This is a genomic window from Jannaschia donghaensis (genome assembly GCF_001403795.1).
GTDB lineage: Bacteria > Pseudomonadota > Alphaproteobacteria > Rhodobacterales > Rhodobacteraceae > Jannaschia > Jannaschia donghaensis.
The window spans coordinates 576,735-599,518 of record NZ_CXSU01000011.1 but is presented as its reverse complement, the minus strand read 5'-3'; the positions used below and the strand labels follow the sequence as shown (position 1 = coordinate 599,518).

The 22,784-nt window shown below is 62.3% G+C and carries 20 protein-coding genes and 1 pseudogene; 7 read left to right on the top strand and 14 right to left on the bottom strand.

The annotated features are described in order from the left end of the window. Window positions 1–24: 24 nt before the first annotated feature. Complete coding sequence (locus JDO7802_RS07405) at window positions 25–678, top strand: GntR family transcriptional regulator (protein WP_055084101.1); 654 nt, start codon at window positions 25–27, stop codon at window positions 676–678. A 79-nt stretch (window positions 679–757) separates the two neighbouring features. Here JDO7802_RS07405 and JDO7802_RS07400 read toward each other — a convergent pair whose 3' ends face one another. From JDO7802_RS07400 to JDO7802_RS18835, 11 genes are all read right to left on the bottom strand, one after another. Continuing rightward, window positions 758–1,225 carry a DUF3299 domain-containing protein gene (locus tag JDO7802_RS07400; RefSeq protein WP_245624143.1) on the bottom strand — a complete coding sequence of 156 codons (468 nt, stop codon included), beginning with the start codon at window positions 1,223–1,225 and terminating at the stop codon, window positions 758–760. Window positions 1,226–1,260: 35 nt separating this feature from the next. Then, window positions 1,261–1,761, bottom strand: a complete 501-nt coding sequence (locus tag JDO7802_RS07395; RefSeq protein ID WP_055084097.1) for a DUF3299 domain-containing protein — start codon at window positions 1,759–1,761, stop codon at window positions 1,261–1,263. Window positions 1,762–1,772: 11 nt separating this feature from the next. Next, on the bottom strand, window positions 1,773–3,023 hold the full coding sequence (locus JDO7802_RS07390; RefSeq protein ID WP_055084095.1) for an ABC transporter permease: 1,251 nt from the start codon (window positions 3,021–3,023) through the stop codon (window positions 1,773–1,775). Beyond that, window positions 3,020–3,709 carry an ABC transporter ATP-binding protein gene (locus JDO7802_RS07385; RefSeq protein ID WP_245624142.1) on the bottom strand — a complete coding sequence of 230 codons (690 nt, stop codon included), beginning with the start codon at window positions 3,707–3,709 and terminating at the stop codon, window positions 3,020–3,022. Before JDO7802_RS07385 ends, JDO7802_RS07390 begins: the two co-directional genes overlap by 4 nt. An 11-nt stretch (window positions 3,710–3,720) precedes the next feature. Further along, window positions 3,721–4,317, bottom strand: coding sequence for a DUF2796 domain-containing protein (locus tag JDO7802_RS07380; RefSeq protein WP_055084091.1), 597 nt, complete (start codon window positions 4,315–4,317; stop codon window positions 3,721–3,723). Window positions 4,318–4,947: 630 nt separating this feature from the next. Beyond that, complete coding sequence (locus JDO7802_RS07375; RefSeq protein WP_055084089.1) at window positions 4,948–8,403, bottom strand: ExeM/NucH family extracellular endonuclease; 3,456 nt, start codon at window positions 8,401–8,403, stop codon at window positions 4,948–4,950. Between the two features lie 1,590 nt (window positions 8,404–9,993). Further along, complete coding sequence (locus JDO7802_RS07370; RefSeq protein ID WP_055084087.1) at window positions 9,994–12,351, bottom strand: hybrid sensor histidine kinase/response regulator; 2,358 nt, start codon at window positions 12,349–12,351, stop codon at window positions 9,994–9,996. Continuing rightward, window positions 12,338–13,861 carry an ATPase domain-containing protein gene (locus JDO7802_RS07365; protein ID WP_055084086.1) on the bottom strand — a complete coding sequence of 508 codons (1,524 nt, stop codon included), beginning with the start codon at window positions 13,859–13,861 and terminating at the stop codon, window positions 12,338–12,340. The genes JDO7802_RS07370 and JDO7802_RS07365 overlap by 14 nt, the downstream gene beginning before the upstream one ends. Before the next feature lie 679 nt (window positions 13,862–14,540). Beyond that, the gene (locus JDO7802_RS07360) at window positions 14,541–15,182 is read right to left on the bottom strand and encodes a DUF2268 domain-containing putative Zn-dependent protease (protein WP_055084084.1); all 642 of its coding nucleotides are present in this window, start codon (window positions 15,180–15,182) and stop codon (window positions 14,541–14,543) included. Window positions 15,183–15,252: 70 nt separating this feature from the next. Beyond that, the gene (locus JDO7802_RS07355; protein ID WP_055084082.1) at window positions 15,253–15,525 is read right to left on the bottom strand and encodes an Lrp/AsnC ligand binding domain-containing protein; all 273 of its coding nucleotides are present in this window, start codon (window positions 15,523–15,525) and stop codon (window positions 15,253–15,255) included. Next, window positions 15,516–15,686, bottom strand: a complete 171-nt coding sequence (locus JDO7802_RS18835; RefSeq protein WP_083481064.1) for an Lrp/AsnC family transcriptional regulator — start codon at window positions 15,684–15,686, stop codon at window positions 15,516–15,518. Before JDO7802_RS18835 ends, JDO7802_RS07355 begins: the two co-directional genes overlap by 10 nt. A 109-nt stretch (window positions 15,687–15,795) precedes the next feature. Between JDO7802_RS18835 and JDO7802_RS07350 the strand changes: the two genes are divergently transcribed. From JDO7802_RS07350 to JDO7802_RS07340, 3 genes are all read left to right on the top strand, one after another. Further along, the gene (locus tag JDO7802_RS07350; RefSeq protein WP_055084080.1) at window positions 15,796–16,155 is read left to right on the top strand and encodes a cupin domain-containing protein; all 360 of its coding nucleotides are present in this window, start codon (window positions 15,796–15,798) and stop codon (window positions 16,153–16,155) included. Window positions 16,156–16,358: 203 nt separating this feature from the next. Continuing rightward, the gene (locus JDO7802_RS07345; protein ID WP_055084078.1) at window positions 16,359–16,580 is read left to right on the top strand and encodes a hypothetical protein; all 222 of its coding nucleotides are present in this window, start codon (window positions 16,359–16,361) and stop codon (window positions 16,578–16,580) included. A gap of 167 nt (window positions 16,581–16,747) precedes the next feature. Continuing rightward, on the top strand, window positions 16,748–17,200 hold the full coding sequence (locus JDO7802_RS07340; protein ID WP_245624141.1) for a DJ-1/PfpI family protein: 453 nt from the start codon (window positions 16,748–16,750) through the stop codon (window positions 17,198–17,200). 685 nt (window positions 17,201–17,885) lie between these two features. Here the strand turns inward: JDO7802_RS07340 and JDO7802_RS18830 are convergent. Then, window positions 17,886–18,059, bottom strand: a complete 174-nt coding sequence (locus JDO7802_RS18830; protein ID WP_368730338.1) for a transposase — start codon at window positions 18,057–18,059, stop codon at window positions 17,886–17,888. An 8-nt stretch (window positions 18,060–18,067) separates the two neighbouring features. After that, on the bottom strand, window positions 18,068–18,217 hold the full coding sequence (locus JDO7802_RS18825) for a hypothetical protein (protein ID WP_368730336.1): 150 nt from the start codon (window positions 18,215–18,217) through the stop codon (window positions 18,068–18,070). 813 nt (window positions 18,218–19,030) lie between these two features. Here JDO7802_RS18825 and JDO7802_RS17935 point away from each other — a divergent pair. Beyond that, window positions 19,031–19,645: an ankyrin repeat domain-containing protein gene (locus JDO7802_RS17935; protein WP_144430550.1), complete on the top strand. Its 615-nt coding sequence runs from the start codon at window positions 19,031–19,033 to the stop codon at window positions 19,643–19,645. 110 nt (window positions 19,646–19,755) lie between these two features. After that, window positions 19,756–20,637 (top strand): annotated as a pseudogene (locus JDO7802_RS17620) (IS5 family transposase). Window positions 20,638–21,041: 404 nt separating this feature from the next. Here JDO7802_RS17620 and JDO7802_RS07320 read toward each other — a convergent pair. Continuing rightward, window positions 21,042–21,872 carry a hypothetical protein gene (locus JDO7802_RS07320; protein WP_055084076.1) on the bottom strand — a complete coding sequence of 277 codons (831 nt, stop codon included), beginning with the start codon at window positions 21,870–21,872 and terminating at the stop codon, window positions 21,042–21,044. A 293-nt stretch (window positions 21,873–22,165) separates the two neighbouring features. Here JDO7802_RS07320 and JDO7802_RS07315 point away from each other — a divergent pair, with 293 nt between their 5' ends. Further along, window positions 22,166–22,780, top strand: a complete 615-nt coding sequence (locus tag JDO7802_RS07315) for an outer membrane protein (protein WP_055084074.1) — start codon at window positions 22,166–22,168, stop codon at window positions 22,778–22,780. The last annotated feature ends 4 nt before the right edge of the window (window positions 22,781–22,784 follow it).

Sequence of the window (22,784 nt, the reverse complement as noted above, 5' to 3'; positions counted from 1 at the left end):
GCAACCTTAGGTCGGAGAGGGTTCATGCAGGACAGCCTTGTCGTCGAGTTGGAAAACGACATCATTTTCGGAAGATACGCGCCCGGAAGCCGGCTTGTTGAGGACCGGGTGATGGAGCGGCACGATGCCAAGCGACATTCAGTCCGCAACGCCTTCGCCCTGCTGGAAAAACGCGGCCTTTTGGTGCGCAAACCGAACCGCGGCGTCGAGGTTGTGGACTTCACGCCGGAGCAGGTCGACTCCCTTTACGATGTGCGGATCGTACTGGAAACGGCTGCCGCCGAGCGTACACCCCTGCCTTGTCCGCCCGCGATCGCGACCCGGCTGGAAGACATCGCCGAGCAGCATCGGGCGGCCGTGGCGGAGAAGGACTTCCGCGCTGTCTTCTGGCTCAACCAGGAATTTCACGAAATCCAGTTCTCATGCTGCGAGAACGAGACGCTGATTGATCTGATCCGGTCCCATGCCCGTATCGCGCAACCCATACGGGTCATCAAATATGAGGACGGCGATCACATGGCGACGGTCGTCGAGCAGCATTTCGAAATCATCAGGGCCCTGCGGGGCACGTCGGTCGATGACCTGGTCCGCGCCGTCAGAGCCCACTTGCCGGCATCGGCCGACGCCTATCGCGTTCTGTTCGAGCGAAAGTTTGGTCAGGCCGCCGCTTCGGCATGATATCGAGACGCCGATGCCGAATTCCGCGTTTCGATGTTGCAGCGCAGCTTCCGAACCGATGACGGCGTGTCCTGAACCGTCAGCTTCGATAGGGCCGGATTTCGTCGGCGGACAAGGCGTAGCCGATATCGGCCAGCGCGGTCGAGGTCGAGGCCGTTCCGAACATCCCGGTCACATGAACGGCTTCGAACAGGCCGCTGGACTCGTAGGGGCGCTCCGTCGTCACGAGGACGAGCTGGTTCGCCGGTGGTGGCGGCACGTGAACGCAAGCCCCGACATAGGGCACCAGGATGAAGGCGGTCACGCCGGTGCCGCTGTAGTCGATCGGCACGATGAAGCCGGGAAGACGGACGACCTGCCCGTTCCAATCCGGGCGCGTATCGCCGGAGACGGGTTGCCGGCTTTGTAAGCTCGGCCCGTCGTGGTCGATCAGGTCCTGAAGTTCCGGTGGCAAAGCGAATTCGCCTTCGGGCAACAGGTCGGCCCAAGTGAGGTCGACGACGGTTTCCGCCCGCACGATGCCGGGGACCAGCACGCAAGCGGCCATCCCAGTCAGGAGACTTCGGCGCCGGACGGTCGTCGTCACCATATGTATTTCTCCATGTCCGTCGCACGCAGCGCATAGCCCGTCTGGGCCAGTTCGGTCGATTGAAGCTCCATGCGCAGGGTGCCTGTCACCCAGACCGGATCCCAGAGCGCATCGTCCGGCCACGGCGTTTCGGTCGTCACGACGACAAGTTGGTTCGCGGGCGGCGGCGGCATGTGCAGACAGGCCCCGACGTAGGGGACGAGCATGAATTCGGTCACGCCTTCGGCATTCAACTCCAGCGGAATGACGAAGCCGGGCATCCGGATCAAAGTGCCGTCCAGTGTTTCGTTCAGCTTGGTCGCATTTTCGTCGAAGATCGGGTTCCAGGTGTCGTTCACCTCGTCCAGATCCCCTTCGCCGATGATCTCGGAATAGGGCACGCCGGGCGGGATTAGGTCTTCCCACCCGATCTCCCGGACGGCCGCGCGGGCGGTGGCCGGAAAGATCAGGACGGCAGTCCCCAGGGCGAGGACGGAGCGGCGAGAGTGGATCATGACATATCTCCTCAGGTCTTGACCGTCATACCATCGGCCAGGGAAAGTCTGTAGGCCCGGATCGCGGGCACGAGACTGACGAGCGCACCCGCGCCCACGACCCCCACCATGGTCCAGACTTCACGCATGGTCGGGGCTTCGATCGGCAGCCAGAGGCCGAAAGCGCCGTCCAGGACGGGTTGCAGGATCAGCAGGCCGATATAGAGCAACGCCATCCCGAGCGTGGCACCGATGGCCGCCATCAGCATCGCTTCCAACACGAGCAGGCCAAGGATCGTCGCGGGGCGCGCGCCCATCGCGCGGAAGATCGCCATCTCACGGCGGCGTTCGTTCAGGCTGGAAAAAATCGTCGCCATCATCCCGATCAACGCCGTGACCACCACCATCGCCGACACGCCAAGCAACGCCGTTTCCGCGATCCCGACGATCGCCCACAACTCCTGCAGGGCGACGCCGGGCAGGACTGCCAACAGCGGCTCCTCGGGGTATTCGTTGATTGCGCGTTGCAGCGCGAAGGTCTGGAGCGGACTTTGCACACCGATAAGCGCCGCCGTAATGGCGGACGGTTGCAGATCCATCGCGCGGATTGTGTCGGGCGGGGTCGCGCGACCAGGTATCTGAGCGCCGCCCTGCCAGTCGACGTGGATCGCCTCGATCGCCTCAAGACTGACGACGACGGTGCGATCCACGGGCGTGCCGGTTTTCGCCAGGATGCCGGAAATGCGGAACGGCTGATCGGCGTGTTCGGTGAACGACGCCAGCCCATGCGCCACAACGATCGGATCGCCCACGGCATAGCCCAGCGTCGCGGCGACATCCGCGCCGATGACCGTGTCGAACAGATCGTCCATGACGACGCCATCGGACATCTGCAGCGCGCGGTCCTGCCGGTACCGGTAGCGGTCGAAGAACGCCGTCGTGGTGCCCATGACGCGGAACTGCCGGTGGCTGTCGCCCAGCGAAATGGGCACGATCCAATCGACCTGCGGCTGGGACGCGATGTCCAGATAGCTGTCCCAAGTCACATTGTTCGTGGCGTTCCCAATGCGGAAAACGGAATAGAGCAGCAGCTGCACCGAGCCCGAGCGCGCGCCGACGATCAGATCCGTCCCCGAGATCGTGTCGGCAAAGCTGGCCTTGGCACCGGTGCGCACCTTCTCCACCCCAAGGAACAGCGCGACGGACAGCGCGATGGCCAGGATCGTCATGGCGACCGTCAGGGCACGGGCACCCAGCGACGCAATGGCAAGGCGCAGGATCATACGGCAGGCCTTTCGACGGTGGCTATGTCCTCGATCCGGACGACGCGGTCGAACCGCTCGCCCAGACGGGGATCGTGGCTGACCATCAGCAGGGATGTTCCGGCGGCGGCGACCTGAGCGAACATCAGATCGAGGAATGCGGCCTGGCTTCCGGCGTCCAGCGCGGAGGTCGGCTCATCCGCGACGATCAACGGGGGTTGCCCGATCAACGCGCGGGCGACGGCGACCCGCTGCTGCTGACCGACGCTGAGAGTGGCGGCCTTCGCGGCCATGACGCCGTCGGGCAACCCCAGGGCCCGGCAGAGCGACCCTGCAGTATCGCGCGCATCCGTGGCCCGTCTCTTCCGGTCCGGGGCGAAGCGAAGCGGCAGCAAGATATTGTCGGCCACCGTCCCGAAGGGCAGCAGATTGAACTGCTGGAAGATGACGCCGATCCGTTCGGCGCGTAGACGGTCCCGGTGCCGCCCGGACAGCGTGGCAAGATCGGTGCCCGCCACGCGAACCATCCCGGCATCGGCGGCGATGGTGCCGCAGACGAGCGAGAGCAGAGTGGATTTCCCAGACCCGCTTTCGCCCAAAAGCAATATGGTTTCCCCCGCCGCCATATCGAAGCCCGGGATGGAGAGAGAGAACCCCCGCCGCCCCGGCCAGCGAAAACGGACGTCTTTCAACGTCAGGATCGGCACCGGGTCCAAGGTCAGAACAGGCCGGATAGGTCGAGCGACGGCGTATCCCGCATCACCTCGAAGGCCTGTGCACCGCTGCCTGTCACGATCTGCACCTCGAGTTCGCGCGCGTTTTCGAACGTCTCGAAATAGGGGAAGGTCATCTCGGTCAGGGCCGAAGGATCGGTGCAGTCCAGCTGATACTCGGCGTGGAACTCGGTATGCGAAGCGGCCGCGTCGTCGTCTTCGTCGGAATGGCCTTCCTCCGCGTGACCGTGGTCGTCTTCCCCGTGCATCTCTTCATCGTCGTGTGCGCCTTCGACCTCCAGCTCAGCTGCGGCTTGCGTAACGGTGCACCCGGCGGCGGTTGGCACGACGAAGAGGTCGAGTGGCTGCCCAAGCGTCACGACCGCCTCCTCGACGGACGCGCGGTCGGCATCCGTTTCGGCGACGTATTCAAAGCCCACGATATCCGCACCCGGAGCATGAAACTCCATCGCCAACGTGCTGCCGTCCACGGCGATATTCAAACTTCCGACGCCGTGCTCATGCGCGTCCATCTGTCGTGTCTCCTGCGCAAACGCAGGGCCAGCGGCGATGGCGAGAAGGAGGGGGATCGTCGGTTTCATGGCATGTTCTCCGGAAGGTTTGAAAAAGATAATCAAAGTCATGGAAGTCCGCGCAGCGATCGTGCGCCAAGGCGATCTTCTGATTGGAACAAAGCCCGGCAGGCGGGTCAGCATCGGTTGATCTGAGTCGAGATTTGACCGGCATGACCTTCGACCGAATGGCAATCGGCACGGGTCGAGCGTGTCGGGATGCTGTCGTCCGAGCGTGTGCTGCCGCATTCTTTCTCCCCCTCGGCACCGTCATGTTACGTTATAACATATTGTCGTGCGATGGCCAGACGAAACGGGAGGGGGTTTGGCGAACTCCTGCCGAGCCCAGGCCGGGGACCATCGCTGGCCGTCGCAGCGTTTCGAGACGGATGAATGGGGTTCTGAGCCGCATTCTGCGCGATTGAGTATAGGAGGAGCGCGCTGCTCAACGGCACTCGCATATCCGATCAGGACACCTTCGGATCGTCGGAGAATGGTAAAAACCCGCCGAGCAGAATGATGGGATCGGCGATATCGCCTTCACTGAGGCGGGAAACCGAACGCCGCCGAAGGAGAGGAGGCATCCTTTGGATCTAACACCTGGGTCGATCGAATGGTTCGGATCGGAGCCACACCTGCAGCCCCGATCCGGTCGTTGAGTTAGACGAACGCCAATTCGTCGACGAAGACGATCTCATCGGCGTTCTGCACACCGAGCAGGGTGATCTCGTCACCGCCCTCCAGAGTAATGCGCGTGAAGCCGGACGTCTCGTTGACGCGCGCGATCTCGGCACCGCCCAGATCGAGAAGGTCCGCATCCACGTCGAAGTCGAAGATCTTCGTCTTGTCGCGCGACCCGTCGTTTGCGATCTCGGCGGAGAAGATGAACGTGTCTGCGCCTTCGCCGCCCCAGACCATATCCTTCGTCCCGCCCCCTCCGGCGATGCGGTCGTCACCGTCACCACCGTAGATCCGATCGCGACCGCTGCCGCCGTCGAGTTCGTCATCACCGTTACCGCCGAACAGGCGGTCTTCGCCTGCGCCGCCGAAGATGCTGTCGTTGCCTTCACCGCCGATGATCCTGTCGCGGCCGTCGTCACCGAAGACCAGATCGTCTCCTCCGAGGGCGAGGACGAAGTCCCTGCCGCCGCCGGCCCTGATTTCGTCACTGCCTTCGGTCGCGATGATGTAATCACGCTCCTCCGTGCCGGCGATCAGGTTGAGCGCCGGGGCGAAATCGAAGCTGACGATGACCGGATCGTGGTCGGAATTGCGTGCCGGCGTATCCCCGTCGAAAAGATCCGGATCGCGCCCGAAGTCGAGGTTGTAATCGATGGCGTCCGCCTCGTCCGCATTGATGTGCCATTCGGTGACACCCACCAACATCTCGGCAAGCGCGTCGTTGGCCAAGGCATAATCCAGCGTGCCGATAAGGCCGTCGAAGACGAAGGAATAGGCATCGTCACCAAGTTCCTGCGCGGCAAGGTCGGTGAAGCCATCGGCCTCCAATTCCCTGATCGGATCCTCCTGAGCGTAGGCGTTGAGATCGCCCAGGATCAGAATGTTTTCCGCGCCCTGGCCCGTTGGATCGCTGTTGATCCAATCCCCCAGGATATCTGCGGCGGCCGCACGGGTGGCGTTGTTGTTGCCTTGCCCATCGCCCTGCGCCACGTCGACGTCGAGGCCGGACAAGGAGCCCTTGGACTTCAGGTGGTTGACGGAGACCGTGATTGTCTCGCCGGTATCGAGGTCCGTGAAGGTCTGCGCAATGGCGGGGCGGTTCAGGTCGCGACCGGCATCGAGCGGATCGAGGAAATTGCGGCCCTCGAAGGTTTCAAGGATCGCCAGGTCACCGTTCAGCGCAACTTCGTTCTGCTTATAGATCAGCCCGTTGGAGATGGCGTCGCCACCGATGAATTCCTGACCGGGATCCACGAAGGCATAGACCTCCGAACCCAGCTGCGTGTTTACGCGATCCACGAGATCCTTGATCGCGAAGGTATCCCCGGCGAAGTCGTTCTCGATCTCGATCAGGCCGACCACGGCGGCGTCCATCTCGACGATGGCGTTCACGAGCTTTTCGGCCTGCCGCTCGAACTCCAGCACGCTGTCGGCCCCGCGCGGATCGGACCCGTTGTCGGTGGCGATGCCCGGCTCATCGATGGTGGTGAAATAATTCAGGACGTTCAGGCTCGCGACCTTGAAGTTGCCGCCAATCTCGTCGGGTTCTTCCGGCCGGGGGTTGGTTTCGGTGTATGTGCCGGTGGGCGCGTTGATGCGGAATTCGTCGAAGGAATATGCGACGACGCCGGTGATGTCGGTGATCGTATCGCCCATGCGAAACGCGTCATCGCTGGTGAGGACGCCGTCATTTCCGTCGATGATCCGGATCTCGTCGGGGTTCTGCGCCGATTGTCCGTCGTCGAGGACGATGGTTCGTGTAGCGACGTCCTGCAGATAGGCATCGTTGCCTTCCGCATCCGGGTCGTTCGTCTGGGTGAACTGGGTCGGACGCTCCCCCTCGGTCACGCTGTATTGGCCGAAGCGGTCGAGGTTGAACAATTCGGTGACGACCATATCGGTCGGAATGGTGACCAACATACCTTCATAGGCTTCGAGGTTGGCGACGTATCCACCGTCGTCGTCCAGCGCGACGGTCGCGGTCGGGAACATGACCTCCACCGCATCGGGCACCATCTGATCGGTATCGAGGACAGTCACGAAGGCGGCGCTGATCTGCGTTTCTCCGTTGAATTCGGCCACGGTGCCGGTGACTTCCACCAAGTCGCCGATGTTGACGTCGACGTCGGGATCGAACCCGTCGAAGATGAAAATACCTTCAGACGTCAGGTCGTTGAAATCGTAGTCGGTGACTTCCTCTTGCAGATAAAAGCCGTTGAGGTCCCCGTTCGCGCCCAGAAGGTTGTCCTGGAAGTCGGCGGTCACGATCGCGCGGATCGTTACGACCTGATCCACGAGGAGGCTGCGGTCGTCCACGCCGATCTGCGCACCGTCCTGTGTGCCGATCGCGCCCTGAATCGTACTGATCAATGTGATTTCCGCCGGCGGCTGGACCACATTGGTCGCGCCGGGGGTCGGTGCCTGTACGACAAACTCGCCTGTCCCATCGGGATCGCGGGCAATGGCATCTGTAGTGGAGTCGCCGTTCCCAGCCTCGTTCACCTGTTGGGTCAAGCCAAGAGCAGCAAGCAACTCAGGGTCGTCGTCGTCGTCGGTGCCATAGACGATCGCATCGACCAGACCGTCGGTTGTCGGCGCATCCGGCACGGCACCATCGTAGAGGGCGACGGCATCGGCCCCGTTCTGAAGTCCATTGGTGGTGAACGCCGCAAGGTCCACATTTGGCACATCGGCGGACCCGATGACGAAGAAACCGTCCTCATTCGTGACCTGCCCGTCGAGGGAGATCGTATCGTAGACGCTTTCGTTGCTGCCGTTGAACAGGACGATGGTCAGCCCGTCCAGAGACGTGCCCCCCGCACCGCCATCATACAGTTCGATGAATTCCGCGCTGTCGGTGCTGGGGTTGTCCGCGTCGATCTCGTTGATGGTGATCGTGCGAACGGGGGGCGCGGGCGGCTCACCGGTGAATGTGCCCAGGGGGATCGGCGTCTGAGCGGAAGCATTCGTCGTCTCACCGTCCAACGCGTCGGGGCCCGAGAATTGCCATTGCGTCGGGTCGAATGCACCGGCGGTGGAGCCAGGCAACCGCGCGGCCCAGCCGTCAAGATACTCCCACGGCTGATCCGTTCCGTCCACATTCGGGTCGCCGAGCGTGTCGATCACGCTGCCGTCCTCGAAAAGCTCGATCGCGTCGTCGCCGTTCACGTTGACCGCCGAACTGGTGTAATCGGGTGCGAAACCGAAGAACGCCGCAAAGCTCTCCGCCTCACTGCCGATGTAGAGATAATCGCCTGCGGTCGCGGACACGGCCGGGAAGGTAAATTCCTCACCGTCGGTCCCGCCCCCGTTATTCGCGCCGCCGATTCCGAAGCGGGACAGGTCAGCGATGTCCTGCGTCACGTAGAGCTCGATCCCTTTGGGAACCCCACCGGTGAGCGGTCCGTCGAAGACAGCGGATATGATGAGCGACATGAAGATACCTCGTTTTCAGCGATTTTCTGCCGCGTTCCGGTCATGGTTACGGCTGTCTGGTCGGCAGGGTTCTGTGCGAAGGCGCGGATAGCCAGCATTACCTAACGTCGCACCATGTTTCGAGATTTGCCAACGCATAAAACTTGAGCGGTATACCCTCCGGCTCAGGTTCGAGGCCAAGCTTGCGGCGGAGCCGGCGACGTCGCCGACCGGGATCCACCCGAAGATGGCGGAAGAAAACCGGTAGAAGATCGAATTTTGATCGACCAACTTCAGGAGCTAAATGGCATGCTGCCTGTCGGTTGAACTCTCACGACAGAGAAGATCATCCCTGCGAACGAATCCGTCATTGCTTGGGATCGCTTTCGGTCCCTGACTTTTTCAAAGATCGGCTCGTTCGTTCGCCGACAATCTATCCAAGCTGATGTGAAATGGACCCCAAGATGGCGGGACAGCATGTCTAATTTTCGAAGCATCGGCGCTAATTTGAACCAAACCTACTAAAAACGTCTGTGTTCGATATGAAACCAGGATGTTCAGGGCCCCCTATTTCTAAAAGAAAAGCGTCGATTCAGGTCGAGTGCGAGCGGAGGCTGGTCGGTGACGGAAACGGACGATGGGCGACCGGCACACATTGACGCCCGCCCTTCGGGCAAGCGCCTTGCCGATGTCGCTTTGGTCGCTCGGCGTCTTGATCACCACCGTGTCGAACGCCTTCAACCGCCCCGACCCGCTCTCTGCGGACCGGGCACTCAGGTGTCGTCGCGCTCTACGTCCCGCAACCTATGACCCACCTGCCGGAGGATGACTTCGTCCGAGCATTTATAAGCGCGTTGACCGACGCATACCAAGAGCAACAGATCGGACTTCTCCTACGACCAGCCGTTCCGAACGAAAGGAACGACTGGCCCCACCCCCCGGTGGCGCTCGCCGTCGCGGCATTGAACGCGATCATCTTATACGACTTGTCAGGGATTGATCCGATGATCGACCGGGCTGTCGATCGCGGACGCTCGGTGATCGGCATCGACATGCCGGATCGGCAGGGTGCGATCGGCATAGGGGTAACCCCTCCGCTAAGAGGTAGAGGAGGTATGCTACACCGACCTATTTCAGCACGACGAAAGCTGTCTCTGAGATCCGTCGGGCCGCATCGAGGCCGAATAAAATCAGCACGACCAGCATCGCTCAAGCCCCCAAGACGCCCGAGGATGCCCTGCGCCGCCGCCCGCCAGCCCGCGCCCGTCGCGGACACGAACGCGAGGAAGTCGTTCGCGCCTGGCGAGGCGTTGAGCAGCACTGCGGGCGAAAAGATCGCGCGCTGCTGCAACGTGATGATGTGGTTCCACCGGTAAAGACAGGCGACCTAGCCCGCAGGCCCGTCCATGCGATATTGTTGCGTCGGGCCGCACCTCGTACGGCGCTTGAGGCAGACCGGCCTACGTTTACCGTTGGTTAGAGCGTACGACTTACGGATCGCGGCAGGAGGAGAAGCATCCGATGCCCGACTCCTGCAGCGCCTGACATCGTGGCCGCGATTCCGCACGAGTTCGGATGCTATCGGCAAGAGCGTCCGGTGGCGGCAATCAGCTACATCACCTCCGCGATCGCGCGGGTGAGGTCGGCGGGGCCGAACGGCTTTTCCAGGCGGGTGGATACGTTCCCGCCCGCGCCTTCGGGCATCTCGGAATAACCCGTCGCCAGGATGATAGCGATCCCAGGGCGACGCGCGCGAAGGTTGGAAGCCAGCTCGACGCCCGTCATCTTGGGCATGGCCTGATCGGTGACGACGAGGTCGATCTCGGGATGCGCCTCGAAGAGGTTGAGCGCCTCATGCGCGGAGCTGGCTTCGATCACCGCGTGGCCCATGTCCTCCAGAAGGCCGACCGTACCCATGAGCACGAGGACGTCGTCGTCCACCGCCAGAACGGTCAGCGCGCGCGCGCCGGCAGACGGCTCCCGGGTCAGGGCGGGCGTGGGTTCGGGCACCGTCGCAGGCGCGGCGGGCGTGGCGGCGACGGGGAGGTACAGCTTCGCGGTCGTGCCCACGCCCGGTGTGCTGTCCATGCGAAAGGTGCCGCCCGACTGCGCGGCGAGCCCGTGCACCATGGACAAGCCCAGGCCCGTGCCCTCGCCGACGCCCTTGGTGGTGAAGAACGGCTCCATCGCCTGAGCGAGTGTCGCGGTATCCATGCCCGCGCCCGTGTCGGTCACGTCGATGCGCACGTAGGCCCCGGGTTTGAGGCTAAGGATGGCGCCTTCTGCCTCGTTTACGACCGTCCGCGCCAGCCCGATCTCCAGACGCCCCTCGCCGTCCATCGCGTCGCGGGCGTTCACGGCGAGGTTCAGGATCGCCATTTCGAGCTGGTTCGCGTCCACGAAGGCCGGCGGCACGTCCGGCGAGATCTGCAATTCGATCGCGATCTGGGGACCGATCGACCGGGCAATCAGGTCCTTCAGGCCCGGCAGCAGTACCGCGACGTCGACCGCGGCGGCGTCGAGTTCCTGCTTGCGGGCGAAGGCCAGCATGCGCTGCGTGAGGCTCGCGCCGCGCATCGCTGCGGTCCTGGCGTTGTCCAGAAGGGCGATGGCGCGGCCGTCGTCGGGATCCAGACGCGACCCCAGCAGGTCCAGGCTGGACCGGATTGCCATCAGGAGGTTGTTGAAGTCGTGCGCCACGCCCCCCGTCAACTGGCCGATCGTCTCGAGCTTCTGGCTCTGGCGCAGTGCGGCCTCGCTGGCGACGAGGGCGGCTTTGCGCCGCATCCGCTCGGTCACGTCGCGACCCGAGGCGAAGACCGAGTCCCCGTCCTTACCCGCGTTCCACTCGACCTCGAGGTAGCCACCGTCCTTCCGGCGGATGCGCAAGAGGAGGTCAAAGATGGGCCGGTCCGCGACGACGGCGGCGAACTTCTCATGTGCGCGGGGCACATCCTCGTCGTGGATCACGACGTCGAAGTGGTGGCCGATCAACTCGTCCGGGGCATAGCCCAGAACATCGGTCCAGCGCGGGTTCACGTCGCGATAGACCCCGTCGGCCCCGATGATGGCAAAGAGATCGCGCGCCCCGTTCCACAGCACGTCCCGCTCGGCGCGGCTGCGCGCCAGCGTCTCGTCACGCGCAAGCACCTCGTCGTGGATGTCTGTGCAGGTGCCGTACCAGCGCAGGATCGCGCCGTCCTCACCGCGCACGGGCTGTGCCCGCCCAAGGACCCATCGGTATTCGCCCGAACGATGCCGCAGCCGGTACTCGATCTCGTAGGGATCGCCGGTTTCGAGCGAATGCCGCCAGGAGTCCCATGCGCGGTCCTGGTCTTCGGGATGGAAGACGCCGTTCCACGCCTCGCCGTCGGTCGACCCGTCGGGCATGCCGGTGAACTCGTACCACCGGCGGTTGTAGTAGTCGTGGTAGCCGTCGGGCAGCGTTGACCAGACCATCTGATCGATGAAGTCGGTGATGGCGTGGAATTTCGACTCGCTCTCACGCAGATCGGCCTCGCGCCGGTGCAGCTCGTCCATGCGCAGACGCGCCTCGAATTGCCGGCGGCGGGCGTCCAGCGCTGAACGCGCGGCCCGAAGCAGGGTATCCGCGTGGAGCGGGCGGGCAATCAGCACGGCGTTGCCGAGCGCGTCGATACGAGCGCGGGTGGCATCCGTGCGCGCGCCGGACCCGCCATTCGTCAAGACGATGAAGGGAAGATCCGACCAGATCGGTTGCGCGGCAACGGCCTTGCGGAGCGCGGCCTCCTCGGGTCCTGCGAGCGACTCCTCGGTCAATAGGACGGCCCCCAGGTCGTCCTGCACCGCGGCTGCCAATTGCTCGAGCGAGTCGACGACGAATGCTGCGATGCCTTCGCCGGTCAGCAGGTCCCGCGCCACCGACGCATCGCGCCCCCGCGGAGCCAGGATCGCGACCGCCCGTCCGGACATCGCCTCATGCGCCGTCATTCGTCGCCTCGTTGCCCCTTCCGTCCGTCATCAACGCTTCGCCGTTCTCGCCGACGTAGCGGGGTTGGCCCGCGAGGATGCCGGTGAAGCGCCGCATCGGTTCGCCTATGACAATGCCGCCGGGCCCGATCGAGAACTCGCGGATCGCACGCTCGTGGTCGGAGGTGCGGGTCTTGACCACCGCCATGGACTTGCGCACCAACCCCCCGGCCTCGAAGAAGCGCAGCAGCATGATCGTGTCGGCGAGATAGCTGACATCCACATCCGAGCGCAGGTCGCCCATGATCCCGTGTTGGCCCAGCACCATCATCGCCACGACGCCCTGCTGGCTGAGGTAGCTCAGAAGCTCGTGCATCTGAAGCACCAGGAAGGTGTCGCTGGGCATGGCGTGAAGGTAGGCATTGAGGCTGTCGATCACGATGAAGCCTGCGCCGTCGTCCTCGACCGCTTTCCTCACGGTTCCGGCAAACTCCCCCGGTGAAAGCTCCGCCGGGTCGATCTGGCGGATCGTCAGCTGGCCGGCCTCGATGTAGGGGGCGAGATCCATACCGAGTGCGGCGCACCGCACCATCAGCGTCGAAAGCCGCTCGTCGAACAGGTAGTAGGCCGCCTTCGTGCCTCGCTCCAGGGCTGCGATCATGCAGCGCACCGCCGTCGTCGTCTTACCGACGCCCGCGGGCCCGGCCAGCAGCGCGTTCGTCCCCGGCGCGAGGCCACCGCCCAGCAACGCGTCGAGCGCGGGCAGTCCCGTCCCGACGGTGTCGGACGAGAAGCTGCGCCGATGCTGGGCCGCGACGAGGCGCGGATAGACCACAATCCCGCCCGGCTCGATGGTGAAATCGTGGAAGCCGCCGCGGTACCGCAGGCCCCGCATCTTGACGACACGCAAGCGGCGGCGCTCCGCCCCGAAATCGCTGGCCGACTGCTCCAGCGAGATCACGCCATGGGCGATCGAATGCAGTTGCAGGTCCCCCGGCTCGGACGACCGGTCGTCGAGCACGAGAACAGTACAATTGCGCTTGGCGAAGTAGTGCTTGAGCGCAAGGATCTGGCGGCGGTAGCGCAGTGGGTTCTGGGCCAGCAGCCGCAGCTCCGACAGGCTGTCGAGAACTACGCGGCGGGGGTTGAGCGCATCGACCTGCGCGATCACGCCGCGCACCGTCTCACCAAGCTCCACATCGCTGGGGTGCAGCAAAGACTGCTCCTGGTCCTCGCCGAACGCCGCTTCCGCCACGAGCTCAAAGATGTCGAGCTCGGAGAGCGACCACCCGTGCGAGGCGGCGACCGCCTGTAGCTCGTCTTTCGTCTCGGACAGTGTGATGTAGAGGCCGGCTTCGCCGCAGGCGGCACCTTCCAGCAAAAAACGCAGCGCAAGTGTCGTCTTGCCCGCACCGGGCGTCCCCTCAACGAGGTAGAGCCGTTCGGGCGGCAGACCGCCGCCCAGCACTTCGTCGAGCCCTTCTGTTCCCGTTCTCGTCCGGAGATTCCGCTCCGCCTTGTCGTCGGACATTCTCCGCTCCCGTCCCGGCGTTCACTCATAGCCGGCACGACTGCGCCCATCACGTGAACTTCAATAAGTGGGAAGTTAGCCTACGAACGACGCGGCATCCAGAACGAATTGAACTTGAAAACCGATGCTTATGGTCGCGGCAAGACCAATGGTCGGTTCGGTCTCTTATGGAGAAGTCAAGAATTTCGGTGCAAGCCGGCAATCCGGATCACCCGCAGCCGTTTCAGGTTTGAACGACGAGCCCCAAGCGTGTCGTGTTCGGGAAAGGTGCACTCATACGGGATACTGACATGAAATAGAAATGACACTCCATTTGAGCCGTCTCTGGATCCTGAAACGTCGGCGGGGTTGCGTTAGACCCTATCGCAACAGTCTTTACGCATCAATTCGTCCCTGAACCGGACTTTAGGAGATTGCACGGCATTAGGTAGCGTGGGCTCTTCGCTGCCGTCGGAGCATCTACATCATGGCGGCCCAGAACGCATCTCGCTCAGGCGGTGATCGGCCCAAACCGGACCTTCGCACGGTCGATCTGTGCCGCGGTGCAGCATTCCAAAACAGCCCTTTAGCGCGAGAGCGGCACAAAGTAGGCTTGATCGGCCGCTATGCGGAGCGTTTTTGCCGTTCACCAGCACGGGTAGAAGGTCCGCCTCAAAGGACTATACCCGTACGGCACTCACTAGCCTATCAAAGCGCTCTTGAACTCGCCGTAGGGCTCGTGAGCAAGATCGAGGGCGGTCCGGTCTGGGTGGACTGCGAGGTAGCGGCCGATCATGTCATAGCCCAGCGTGTAGCCCAGCCATGGCGGGTGGTCGTCCGCCCCGAAGAACCATCTGGCATGGCCATGGTCGCGCGCGTCGAACCTATCGAATGCCTTCGCGCGCCACGGCGCAAGCTCTTCCTCCGCCAGCGCGCTTTCCCACGGTTCGGGCGGGGAGCCGTAGATCTGTCGGACGAAGTGACCTGCCAGCCCCTCCGACACGAGTGCCGCCCCGAGCTTCGCTCCGTAGCCCGGTCCTCCCCAGCGGAGGGCATGATGGTACTCGTGCGCGATGGTGCGCTCCAACGTCTCATCCAAATGAGCCTCGACGTTCGGGCTCTTGGTATCGAACGACAACGTGATCGCGTCCGTCTCATAGCATGATCCCCCGAAGCCGAAGCGCGGGATCGCCCGGATTCGGTCGGCCTTAAGGGTGAAGGCGATCGGCTGCGGATCGCAGATCGCTGCGACGCGAAAGCGAACAACCGCGATCGCTGCCTCGATGCGCGCGGCAAACGGTCGGACACTCGGAGATACGGATGCGATGGCCCAATCGGTCATGCCCGACCTTCTCGCAGGTGTGGGCCATATCGTCGATCATACCACGCGGAACGTCGCGTGATGAACGACCTCATCCCTTCTGCTGAAGCACAATCTGCGACGTCACCATGCCGATCCCATCAAGTGCGGCGATCCGATCCGTGAGGACAGATAGGTCGGCCGGATCGTCCACCCGGACTTCGGCGACCGCGTCGATCGCTCCGCTCAGGGACCAGACCGTCCCGACATGCTCGACCGCGCGCAGCGCACGCAGGACCGGAGCGCAGGGTCGGGTCTCGATCGTCAGGAACAGCAGCGCATGGTGGCCCGCCGAATTCGCCACGGGCCGCTCGGTCAGGACCATATATATTCGATCCAGCCATCCCGTTCGAGCCGTCCCATGCGATCCTGCACGGCCGTCCGAGACAAGTTCAGAGCGCGCGCCAAGGACGCAACGGATCGTCGGCCGTTCTCGCCTAGAAGCGCCAGCAACATGCGGCCCGTGTCATCTAGTTCACCGGTCATTGTCCCGTTCCTTCGATCTGCCGATCCCAATCGTCGGATCGCCAGTGGCAGGGTCCGCGATGTGCGGACACAAGAACGGCGACACCCGGCACATGTGAGGGAGATCGTCATGCACGTCTGCCACCCGCACGACTTCACCGGAACCCGCGCTTGGGACGCGCTGGACATCGAGCGGATCGGCGATGCGACCGTCCGCCTTCACTGGACCGACGCGCCCTACCACTGGCACGTCAACGACGGCCCCGAGGTCTTCGCCGTCCTGTCAGGCCAAGTCGCGATGCACGTTCGCGAGAACGGCGAGGAGCGCATCCACAATCTCGGTCCCGGCGACGTCTTCCACGCGAAGGATGGCGACGAGCATGTGGCTCATCCGGTCGGAGAAGCACGTGTCCTCGTCATCAAGCGGGCCGGAAGCGTCTCATGCGCCCGGTACAGCCGCTTTCCAAGTCTAAAGGACATCCGACGATGACCATCGAGCAGACGAACGATCACCTCGCGACATGCAAGTTGCAGCGATCCTTGCTCGTCCGAGTCGAGCTCGCGGACCGCGACGACGAACGCGTTCGCTTGTCCGTCACGGAGGCCGTCGGTCTCGCCTAAGGCACCTATACCAGCGGCCCCTTCGAGACCGGTCCCGGCAACGAGGTCTTCCGGCCCGTGGAAGGATCGAAGATGGGAGACACGGCCGAGACGGTGACGATGCCCGCCCGTGTCCTGACGTTCACCGTCCCGGCGGACCTGGACGTTCTGGCAAGGGCAATCAAGGCGGTGCGGGGCGCGCATTCCTACGAGGAGCCGGTCATCATTGTCTCCGAGGTCTGCGCTAGCCGTGCCGACTATTCCGAGGACCGGGCGAACCCGAACCGATGGTGGATCCGCGGTTTCGGCGTGTGATGACCGGCCTTTTTTAGGTTGAATCTTCTCTATGAGAACGCTCGCCGCCCTGGTCTTTTCTGATTTCCAGACGCTGGACCTCTTCGGCCCTCTCGAAATGCTCGGTGATCGTGATCGTCGCCGAGACGATAGAGCCCGTCCCGAGCTATCACGGAGATCGCCTAGCTGTGGACCGAACGGTCTCGGACCCCGGCGACTACGACCTGATCCTCATTCCGGGCGGCGACGTCGCACCGCTCGATCCGGCGAACGCCGCGCTAAACGATTGGATCGTCGGCCGGTCGGCCGCAGCCGAATGCGGCATGGCCGTCTGCACCGGGACAATCCAGCTGGCGACGACCGGCCTGCTCGACGGGTGCCGGGCCACGACGAACAAGAAGGATTACACGGCGACGATACCCTACGGGCCGAAGGTCGACTGGGTCCCGGAAGCCAGATGGGTGAAAGACGAGAAGTTTTTCACCTCCTCGGGCGTGTCCGCCGGGATCGACATGAGCCTCGCGGTGATGGAGAAATTGTACAGACAGGCGGCGGCCGAGGCGATTGAGGTCGGGATCGAGTACGACTGGCACCGCGATCTAGATCGGGACCCGTTCGACAAGCTGGCCGGACTGGTTTGAGTCGGCACGATATAGGTGCGGAACAGTTTCGGTATGAAGTCTGCGCCCGCCCCGTATCAAATGTCGCCTCGTAGAGAATTGGGAACGAGACGGAACACGCGAGGCGGATATGCGGCCTGAGGTTCGCCGAGACGAAGCGGCTGGCACCCGACGGCGCGCTCTCTCCGTGCCCAATGGGATGATCCTCGTAGCCTGTCACGATGATCTCAGCGTCGCTCGAGAGGTGGAGATAACATAGCATGTGACATTCAGAGAGCGCCGAGATCAGCAGGTCTTAGGGGTTCCATCTTATTCGGATCGCCGCAGAGGAGCGGGTCGTTCGAGCAGTGAACGGGGGTCCAACCGTCGATGGCGATATCCCGGTCTGGTCGTAACTGCGGCAACTGCCTGTGCCTTGGCCGCGATTGACTGTCCGAACGATCCGGGACGTGACGTCCTGTTCGTTCATGCCGGCCTTTTCTCGGGACCTCAAATTCGTCGCCGCGTTCACTGCCACGCGTGGTAGTTCCCGCATAGCTCGACGGACTGGCCTACGGCAGCCGCCGCGACTTCCAATAATTCATACGAGACTAAGCTGACCGACCTTAGCGCTTGTCTGAGCAACGGGCAGCTGCTCTAGAGTCATGACCCAAAGCCTGTAAATGACCGTAGCGGCGAGAGCGATGGCCGAGAGGAAGGCGTTCGGTCACCGGTCGTAGCGCGTTGCTACCCGCCGCCGGTCCTTGAGCCTGCCGAACATGATCTCGATCCGATTTCGGCGTTTGTAGCGGCGCTTGTCATACTTCACCGGAATTTTCCGCTGTTTCCGACCAGGCATGCAGGCGCGTATCCCTTGTCTTTCAAAGTGTCGCGGAACCAGTCAGCGTTTTAGCCGCGGTCCCCGCGCAGCCAGTCGATATCCGGCAGACTGTCGCAGAGCGCCCGCGCACCGATATAGTCGCTGACCTGCCTCGCCGGCACGAACAGGTTCACCGGACGTCCCTGGCTGTCGCAAATGGCGTGCAACTTGGTGTTCATGCCGCCTTTGGTGCGTCCAGTCAGGCGGCCGCACCCCCCTTTTTGACGCATAGACTGGACGCCGTGCGGTGGGCCTTCAAGTAGGTGGCGTCGATGATCACAGTCTTATTCTCGCCGTGCCCGGCAGCCAGTCCAACCATCATCCTCGCGAAGATGCCCTTATCGCTCCAACGTTTTCAACGGTTGGACAGCATCTCGTGGGGGCCATATTCTCTTGGCATATCTTGCCATCGCAACCCTTGTCATTGATGAAGACTATACCGCCGAGGACGCGTCGGTCGTTGACGCGAAGCTTGCCGTAGGACTTCGGAAGATAGGGCTCCAGACGTGCAATCTGTACGTCACTCAGCTAGAAAAGATCAGACATGTTTACCGCTCGGTTTCCGCGCCGCGAACCCTGCCCTTCCGCTGAGTTCAATTGGTCTTGAGCCTAAGCGTAGTTGCCTTCAACGTTGGCGTTGAAAAGCGAACAATCTGAACTGCAAAAGCTATAATTGTCTTTCAGAGGGTCAAGTCCAAGTATCACGGCCATTGAAGGCCAAGGAGCAAGGCGTGGTTCAAGGGCCGCCCCAGCAGTTAGTTCTAAATACGAGTGAGCTGGGTAGGTGATAATCATAGGCGCCATCAGATTTTTCCAGAGCTTCGGCAGCAAAAACAGTTGATCTGTGCTTCTCTATGTACCAAGCTCTCCGCGAGGCAATAGCCAATCGAAAGTGATGTCTTAGGCAATATATGTTAACGTAACAGTTTCCGCATCATTTTTGTGAGAAAATTTTGCAATGTCAATGTCGTGATTAATATGTACCGTGCGGTGTGAAATTAAATGACGCAACTTTGGAAATTTCGGCTATTCCGTTGGTAAAATTTATCAGACTAATCAATTGTGGCAAAGAAGCTTTTTGCTCCGGCATTAATTACATGGGTTCATTTATTATCAGTGAGCAGCCGAGGAATTTTCTTTGGCTTGGCTTCAGCAAATATGGGTTGGCGCTTTCTGCTATATTGCTCTCAGCTCCAGCGCATACGCAGGCTCTTGATCCTTTTCTTTCTATTGTCGCCGAGGGCAGTCCGCGGCAAGTTGCTGAAGCCTTATTAGATGAGGATTTGGAGCGATTGCGTTCGCTCCGCTATGGTAGGGGCTCACATTTAGCTCATGCGAGTATTTATAATAAAGATAATCCGATAATCATTATTCTATTAGCTGATTTCGGCATTTCACTTAATGTGCAAGACCATCATGGTCGAACACCTCTTCATTATGCAATCGATAACGATCTGCCCGTTGCTGGGGCGGTTCTTATCGCGAAGGGCGCTCGTGTTGATATCCCAACAACCGGAGGCGTTACAGCCTTAGGCTATTGCGATAATCCAAGAGCGCTTCAACAAAATCGATTATGCAAGATCATTGTTGAATTATCCAAAAAATGACAAGCAATAGATTAGACCGCTTGAGATCAACGCTCGAGGCTCAAGATCCATTGATTTGGTTGCGGCTGCTGAGACTGCCTGATTCAAGCTCCCAAACTTCGGGGCACGACATGAGCGACTTGTGTTGGCTGAGCGACGCTCAGATGGCCCGGCTCCGGCCGTACTTTCCGGAGAGCCATCGAGTGCCACGCGTTGACGGCCAGCGTGTCCTGGGTGGAATTATCTTCATCAACCGCAATGGCTTGCGATGGCGCGATGCGCCCAGGGAGCACGGCCCACACAAGCCCCTCTACAACCGGTGGAAGCGGTGGAGCGACATGGGGGTATTTGCCGGGATCATGGACGGGCTTGCAGCAGCAAGCTTCTGACAACAGGACGATCTCCATCCCCTCTCGGGACATCACTGCGTGATGCCCTGCCGGGCAGTGGACGCCACCTATCTGAAGGCGCACCGCACGGCTTCCAGTTTGCGGGCGAAAAAGGGGGCGCGGTCGTTTGATCACTGCCCGGCAGGGTATTTGCACGGCAAATGTCCCGAAAGGGAGGGCGGACGAACCGAGGGATGAACACGAAGCTGCATGCGGTCACGGATGCTGTTGGACGTCCGATCCGTTTATTCATGACCGCCGGAGAGGTCAGCGACTACGCTGGGGCAAGGGCTCTGGTGAGCAGCTTGCCAGCAGCAGACTGGCCTTTGGGCGACAGAGGGTGTGATGCAGATTGGTTCCGCGAAGCCCTTGCGGACAAGGGCATAACGCCCTGCACACCCGGCCGAAAGTCACGCGGCAAACCCGTCAAATACCCCTCTCGTGACATCGCTGCGCGATGCACTGCCGGGCGATGGACAAGCGCCGCTTCCGAAACGTAACTGCGTCGAAATCATGTTCGGTCGTTTGGAGGATTGGAGGCGCGTGGCAACCCGCTACGACGGATCCCCCACCGTGTTCCTATCCGCCATCGCTCTCGCCACATTCTTGCTCTTCTGGTCATGAGTCCTGACCCTAAGGAGCTCTCGCCTCGCCAGTGCGGCAGTTTGCTGCCTCGAGCGGTGTTAGGAAACGGATTCGGCCCGTTCGCGACGCCCCTCGGAGAAGTCGCGCAAATGATTTCTGAGCGGCGGTGAATGACGGCTGAGAGCTCATCATTCCCGATGCTCTGCGACCCATCAATGGCAGCTTCAACGGATCGCGCTGCGGTCTCCGCGTGGTGATCTGCATCCTTGGTGACCTCGCGCTAGAGTAGCACGCGTGCTGCGGTAGCTGAAGTTCAGGCGAGGACCGTCCCAGGCGAAAGGCCGGCCAAGGACGACTGCTCTTCATCGACTGGGGGGGAGGGCGGCGCGGTTCCGCACATGGGCAAGCCATCCTCGTCATGGTGTCGATACAACCAGCACCGATCACCATGACGGCAATGCGAGGGCCAAAGGCGCACCGGACAGGGCCTGGAAGAAGACGAGACAGGTCAGCGCAGCGTAGAACGCAGCGAAAAACCAGACTGCGCTGCGCCCGATGCCCACGCGTCCTATCAGCCATCCGGCGAGAGGCAGCACCTGAAGGGCGTGCAGCGACAGGAAGTGCGCGGGTCGAAGATCTCCGACCTCTCGGGACCAGCCGAGAACCGGGATGCGTGGCCCGCCCGGCGTCGGCAGTCCGATATAGCGACCGCCATTCCCCGCTAATGCGCCCGCGACCCAAAAGGTCAGGACTACAGTGAGCGCCGTACCGAGCGCGATGCCGAGCCGCGTGGACCCGTCGAAGCGCGTCCGTCCGTCGAGCGTCGCGGCCGCGCCCACCACCGCGACCCCGATCATGAGGATGGTCGCGCCAAGGCCCATCAGCCCGTACATGGCCTCGTGATAGGGCGAGCTGTCGTTGAAGTGCGACGCCTCCCCCCGCGCTGCCTGGGCAGAGATGTAGGCGATCTCGCCCAAGGCGGCCGCGCCGGAGGACACAATCGCGCCGAGCAGGAAGATGCTGTGGCGGAACGGCGTCGAGAGGCGCGCGACGATAAGGGCATAAGTGCCGAACAGGATCGCGAAGGACACGGAGAACTTGAAGGGTTTGAGCCAGACCGGCATCTCGCCGAGGCTGCGCGGGTCAAGACCCATCATCGCGCCGGTCAGCACGGCGAGGCCGGAGAAAAAGACCGTGAGGTGCCCGATCGGAACCAGGCTATCGAACCGGGTCGGAAATGCGTGGTCTGCGATCATGCGGCCAAGCGCGATCATCGGAAACTCCTGCGGTCGTTCGTGGAACGGATGACGCGAAGGTTCTGCTCCGGAACCGACTGTTCAAGAGGGGCCGCACCAACGGCATGCAGGCTTGCACGAGCGGCCAGTCATTGGCCGGCCCGGCATCTTACGGCCATCCGTGCGCCCCACCGACTACGTGATGCCCGCGGGAGCAATTCGTGCAAACCGACGCGCCGCTCGTGCAGTGACGGATGCAGACCCGCGCCGACAGCACCTAGAAAGGGATCGTATTGCGGCATCCGCTGTCACTCCCAGAGAAAGGCACCCCCATGCGAACTCGGCTTTTGCTCGTCGGTATCATCCTTCCGCTCACGCCGCTCGGCGCGTCCGCTCAAGGCCTGAATGGCGACGTTTACATCGAAGTCTTCGGCGGTCTCTCGGACCTGTCGAGCACCGGACTGAACTTTGGTGCCGTCGAAGACGACACCGGCTTCGACACCGGCGGCTTGGCCGGCGGCGCACTCGGTTACGCCTTCGCCGCCAGCCCGGTGCGCGCGGAGCTGGAATTCACCTATCGCAGCGCCGACGGCTCGGACGTCGCGGGCGACTTCGCCTCCACCACGCTGGCGCTGAACGGTTATTACGATTTCGGTGACGACGACGCGCGGCTGCGGCCCTATATCGGCGCAGGCGTCGGCGTGGTGACCGAAATCGATTACGACATCGCTGATGGTATCTTCGCGGGCGAATACAGCGACCGCGGTGGGGCGCTGTTCCAAGGCATGCTGGGTGCCAGCTACGCGATCACACCATCGGTCCTGCTGTCGGGAGAGCTGCGATATTTCGATGCGGGCAGTCGGACCCTGTCGCGGGACGGAGGCGGCAGCGTGGACACCGACTATTCCGGCGCGGAAGTCACGCTGGGCCTCGCCTACCGCTTCTGACATT

Coding starts and splice junctions, on each gene's coding strand:
- JDO7802_RS07405 (WP_055084101.1), top strand. CDS start 25: ATGCAGGACAGCCTTGTCGTCGAGTTGGAAAACGACATCATTTTCGGA.
- JDO7802_RS07360 (WP_055084084.1), bottom strand. CDS start 15,182: ATGACCGATTGGGCCATCGCATCCGTATCTCCGAGTGTCCGACCGTTT.
- JDO7802_RS07375 (WP_055084089.1), bottom strand. CDS start 8,403: ATGTCGCTCATCATATCCGCTGTCTTCGACGGACCGCTCACCGGTGGG.
- JDO7802_RS07365 (WP_055084086.1), bottom strand. CDS start 13,861: ATGTCCGACGACAAGGCGGAGCGGAATCTCCGGACGAGAACGGGAACA.
- JDO7802_RS18825 (WP_368730336.1), bottom strand. CDS start 18,217: ATGAACACCAAGTTGCACGCCATTTGCGACAGCCAGGGACGTCCGGTG.
- JDO7802_RS07345 (WP_055084078.1), top strand. CDS start 16,359: ATGGGAGACACGGCCGAGACGGTGACGATGCCCGCCCGTGTCCTGACG.
- JDO7802_RS07370 (WP_055084087.1), bottom strand. CDS start 12,351: ATGACGGCGCATGAGGCGATGTCCGGACGGGCGGTCGCGATCCTGGCT.
- JDO7802_RS07350 (WP_055084080.1), top strand. CDS start 15,796: ATGCACGTCTGCCACCCGCACGACTTCACCGGAACCCGCGCTTGGGAC.
- JDO7802_RS07380 (WP_055084091.1), bottom strand. CDS start 4,317: ATGAAACCGACGATCCCCCTCCTTCTCGCCATCGCCGCTGGCCCTGCG.
- JDO7802_RS07315 (WP_055084074.1), top strand. CDS start 22,166: ATGCGAACTCGGCTTTTGCTCGTCGGTATCATCCTTCCGCTCACGCCG.
- JDO7802_RS07355 (WP_055084082.1), bottom strand. CDS start 15,525: ATGGTCCTGACCGAGCGGCCCGTGGCGAATTCGGCGGGCCACCATGCG.
- JDO7802_RS07320 (WP_055084076.1), bottom strand. CDS start 21,872: ATGATCGCGCTTGGCCGCATGATCGCAGACCACGCATTTCCGACCCGG.
- JDO7802_RS07395 (WP_055084097.1), bottom strand. CDS start 1,761: ATGATCCACTCTCGCCGCTCCGTCCTCGCCCTGGGGACTGCCGTCCTG.
- JDO7802_RS07400 (WP_245624143.1), bottom strand. CDS start 1,225: ATGGCCGCTTGCGTGCTGGTCCCCGGCATCGTGCGGGCGGAAACCGTC.
- JDO7802_RS18835 (WP_083481064.1), bottom strand. CDS start 15,686: ATGACCGGTGAACTAGATGACACGGGCCGCATGTTGCTGGCGCTTCTA.
- JDO7802_RS07390 (WP_055084095.1), bottom strand. CDS start 3,023: ATGATCCTGCGCCTTGCCATTGCGTCGCTGGGTGCCCGTGCCCTGACG.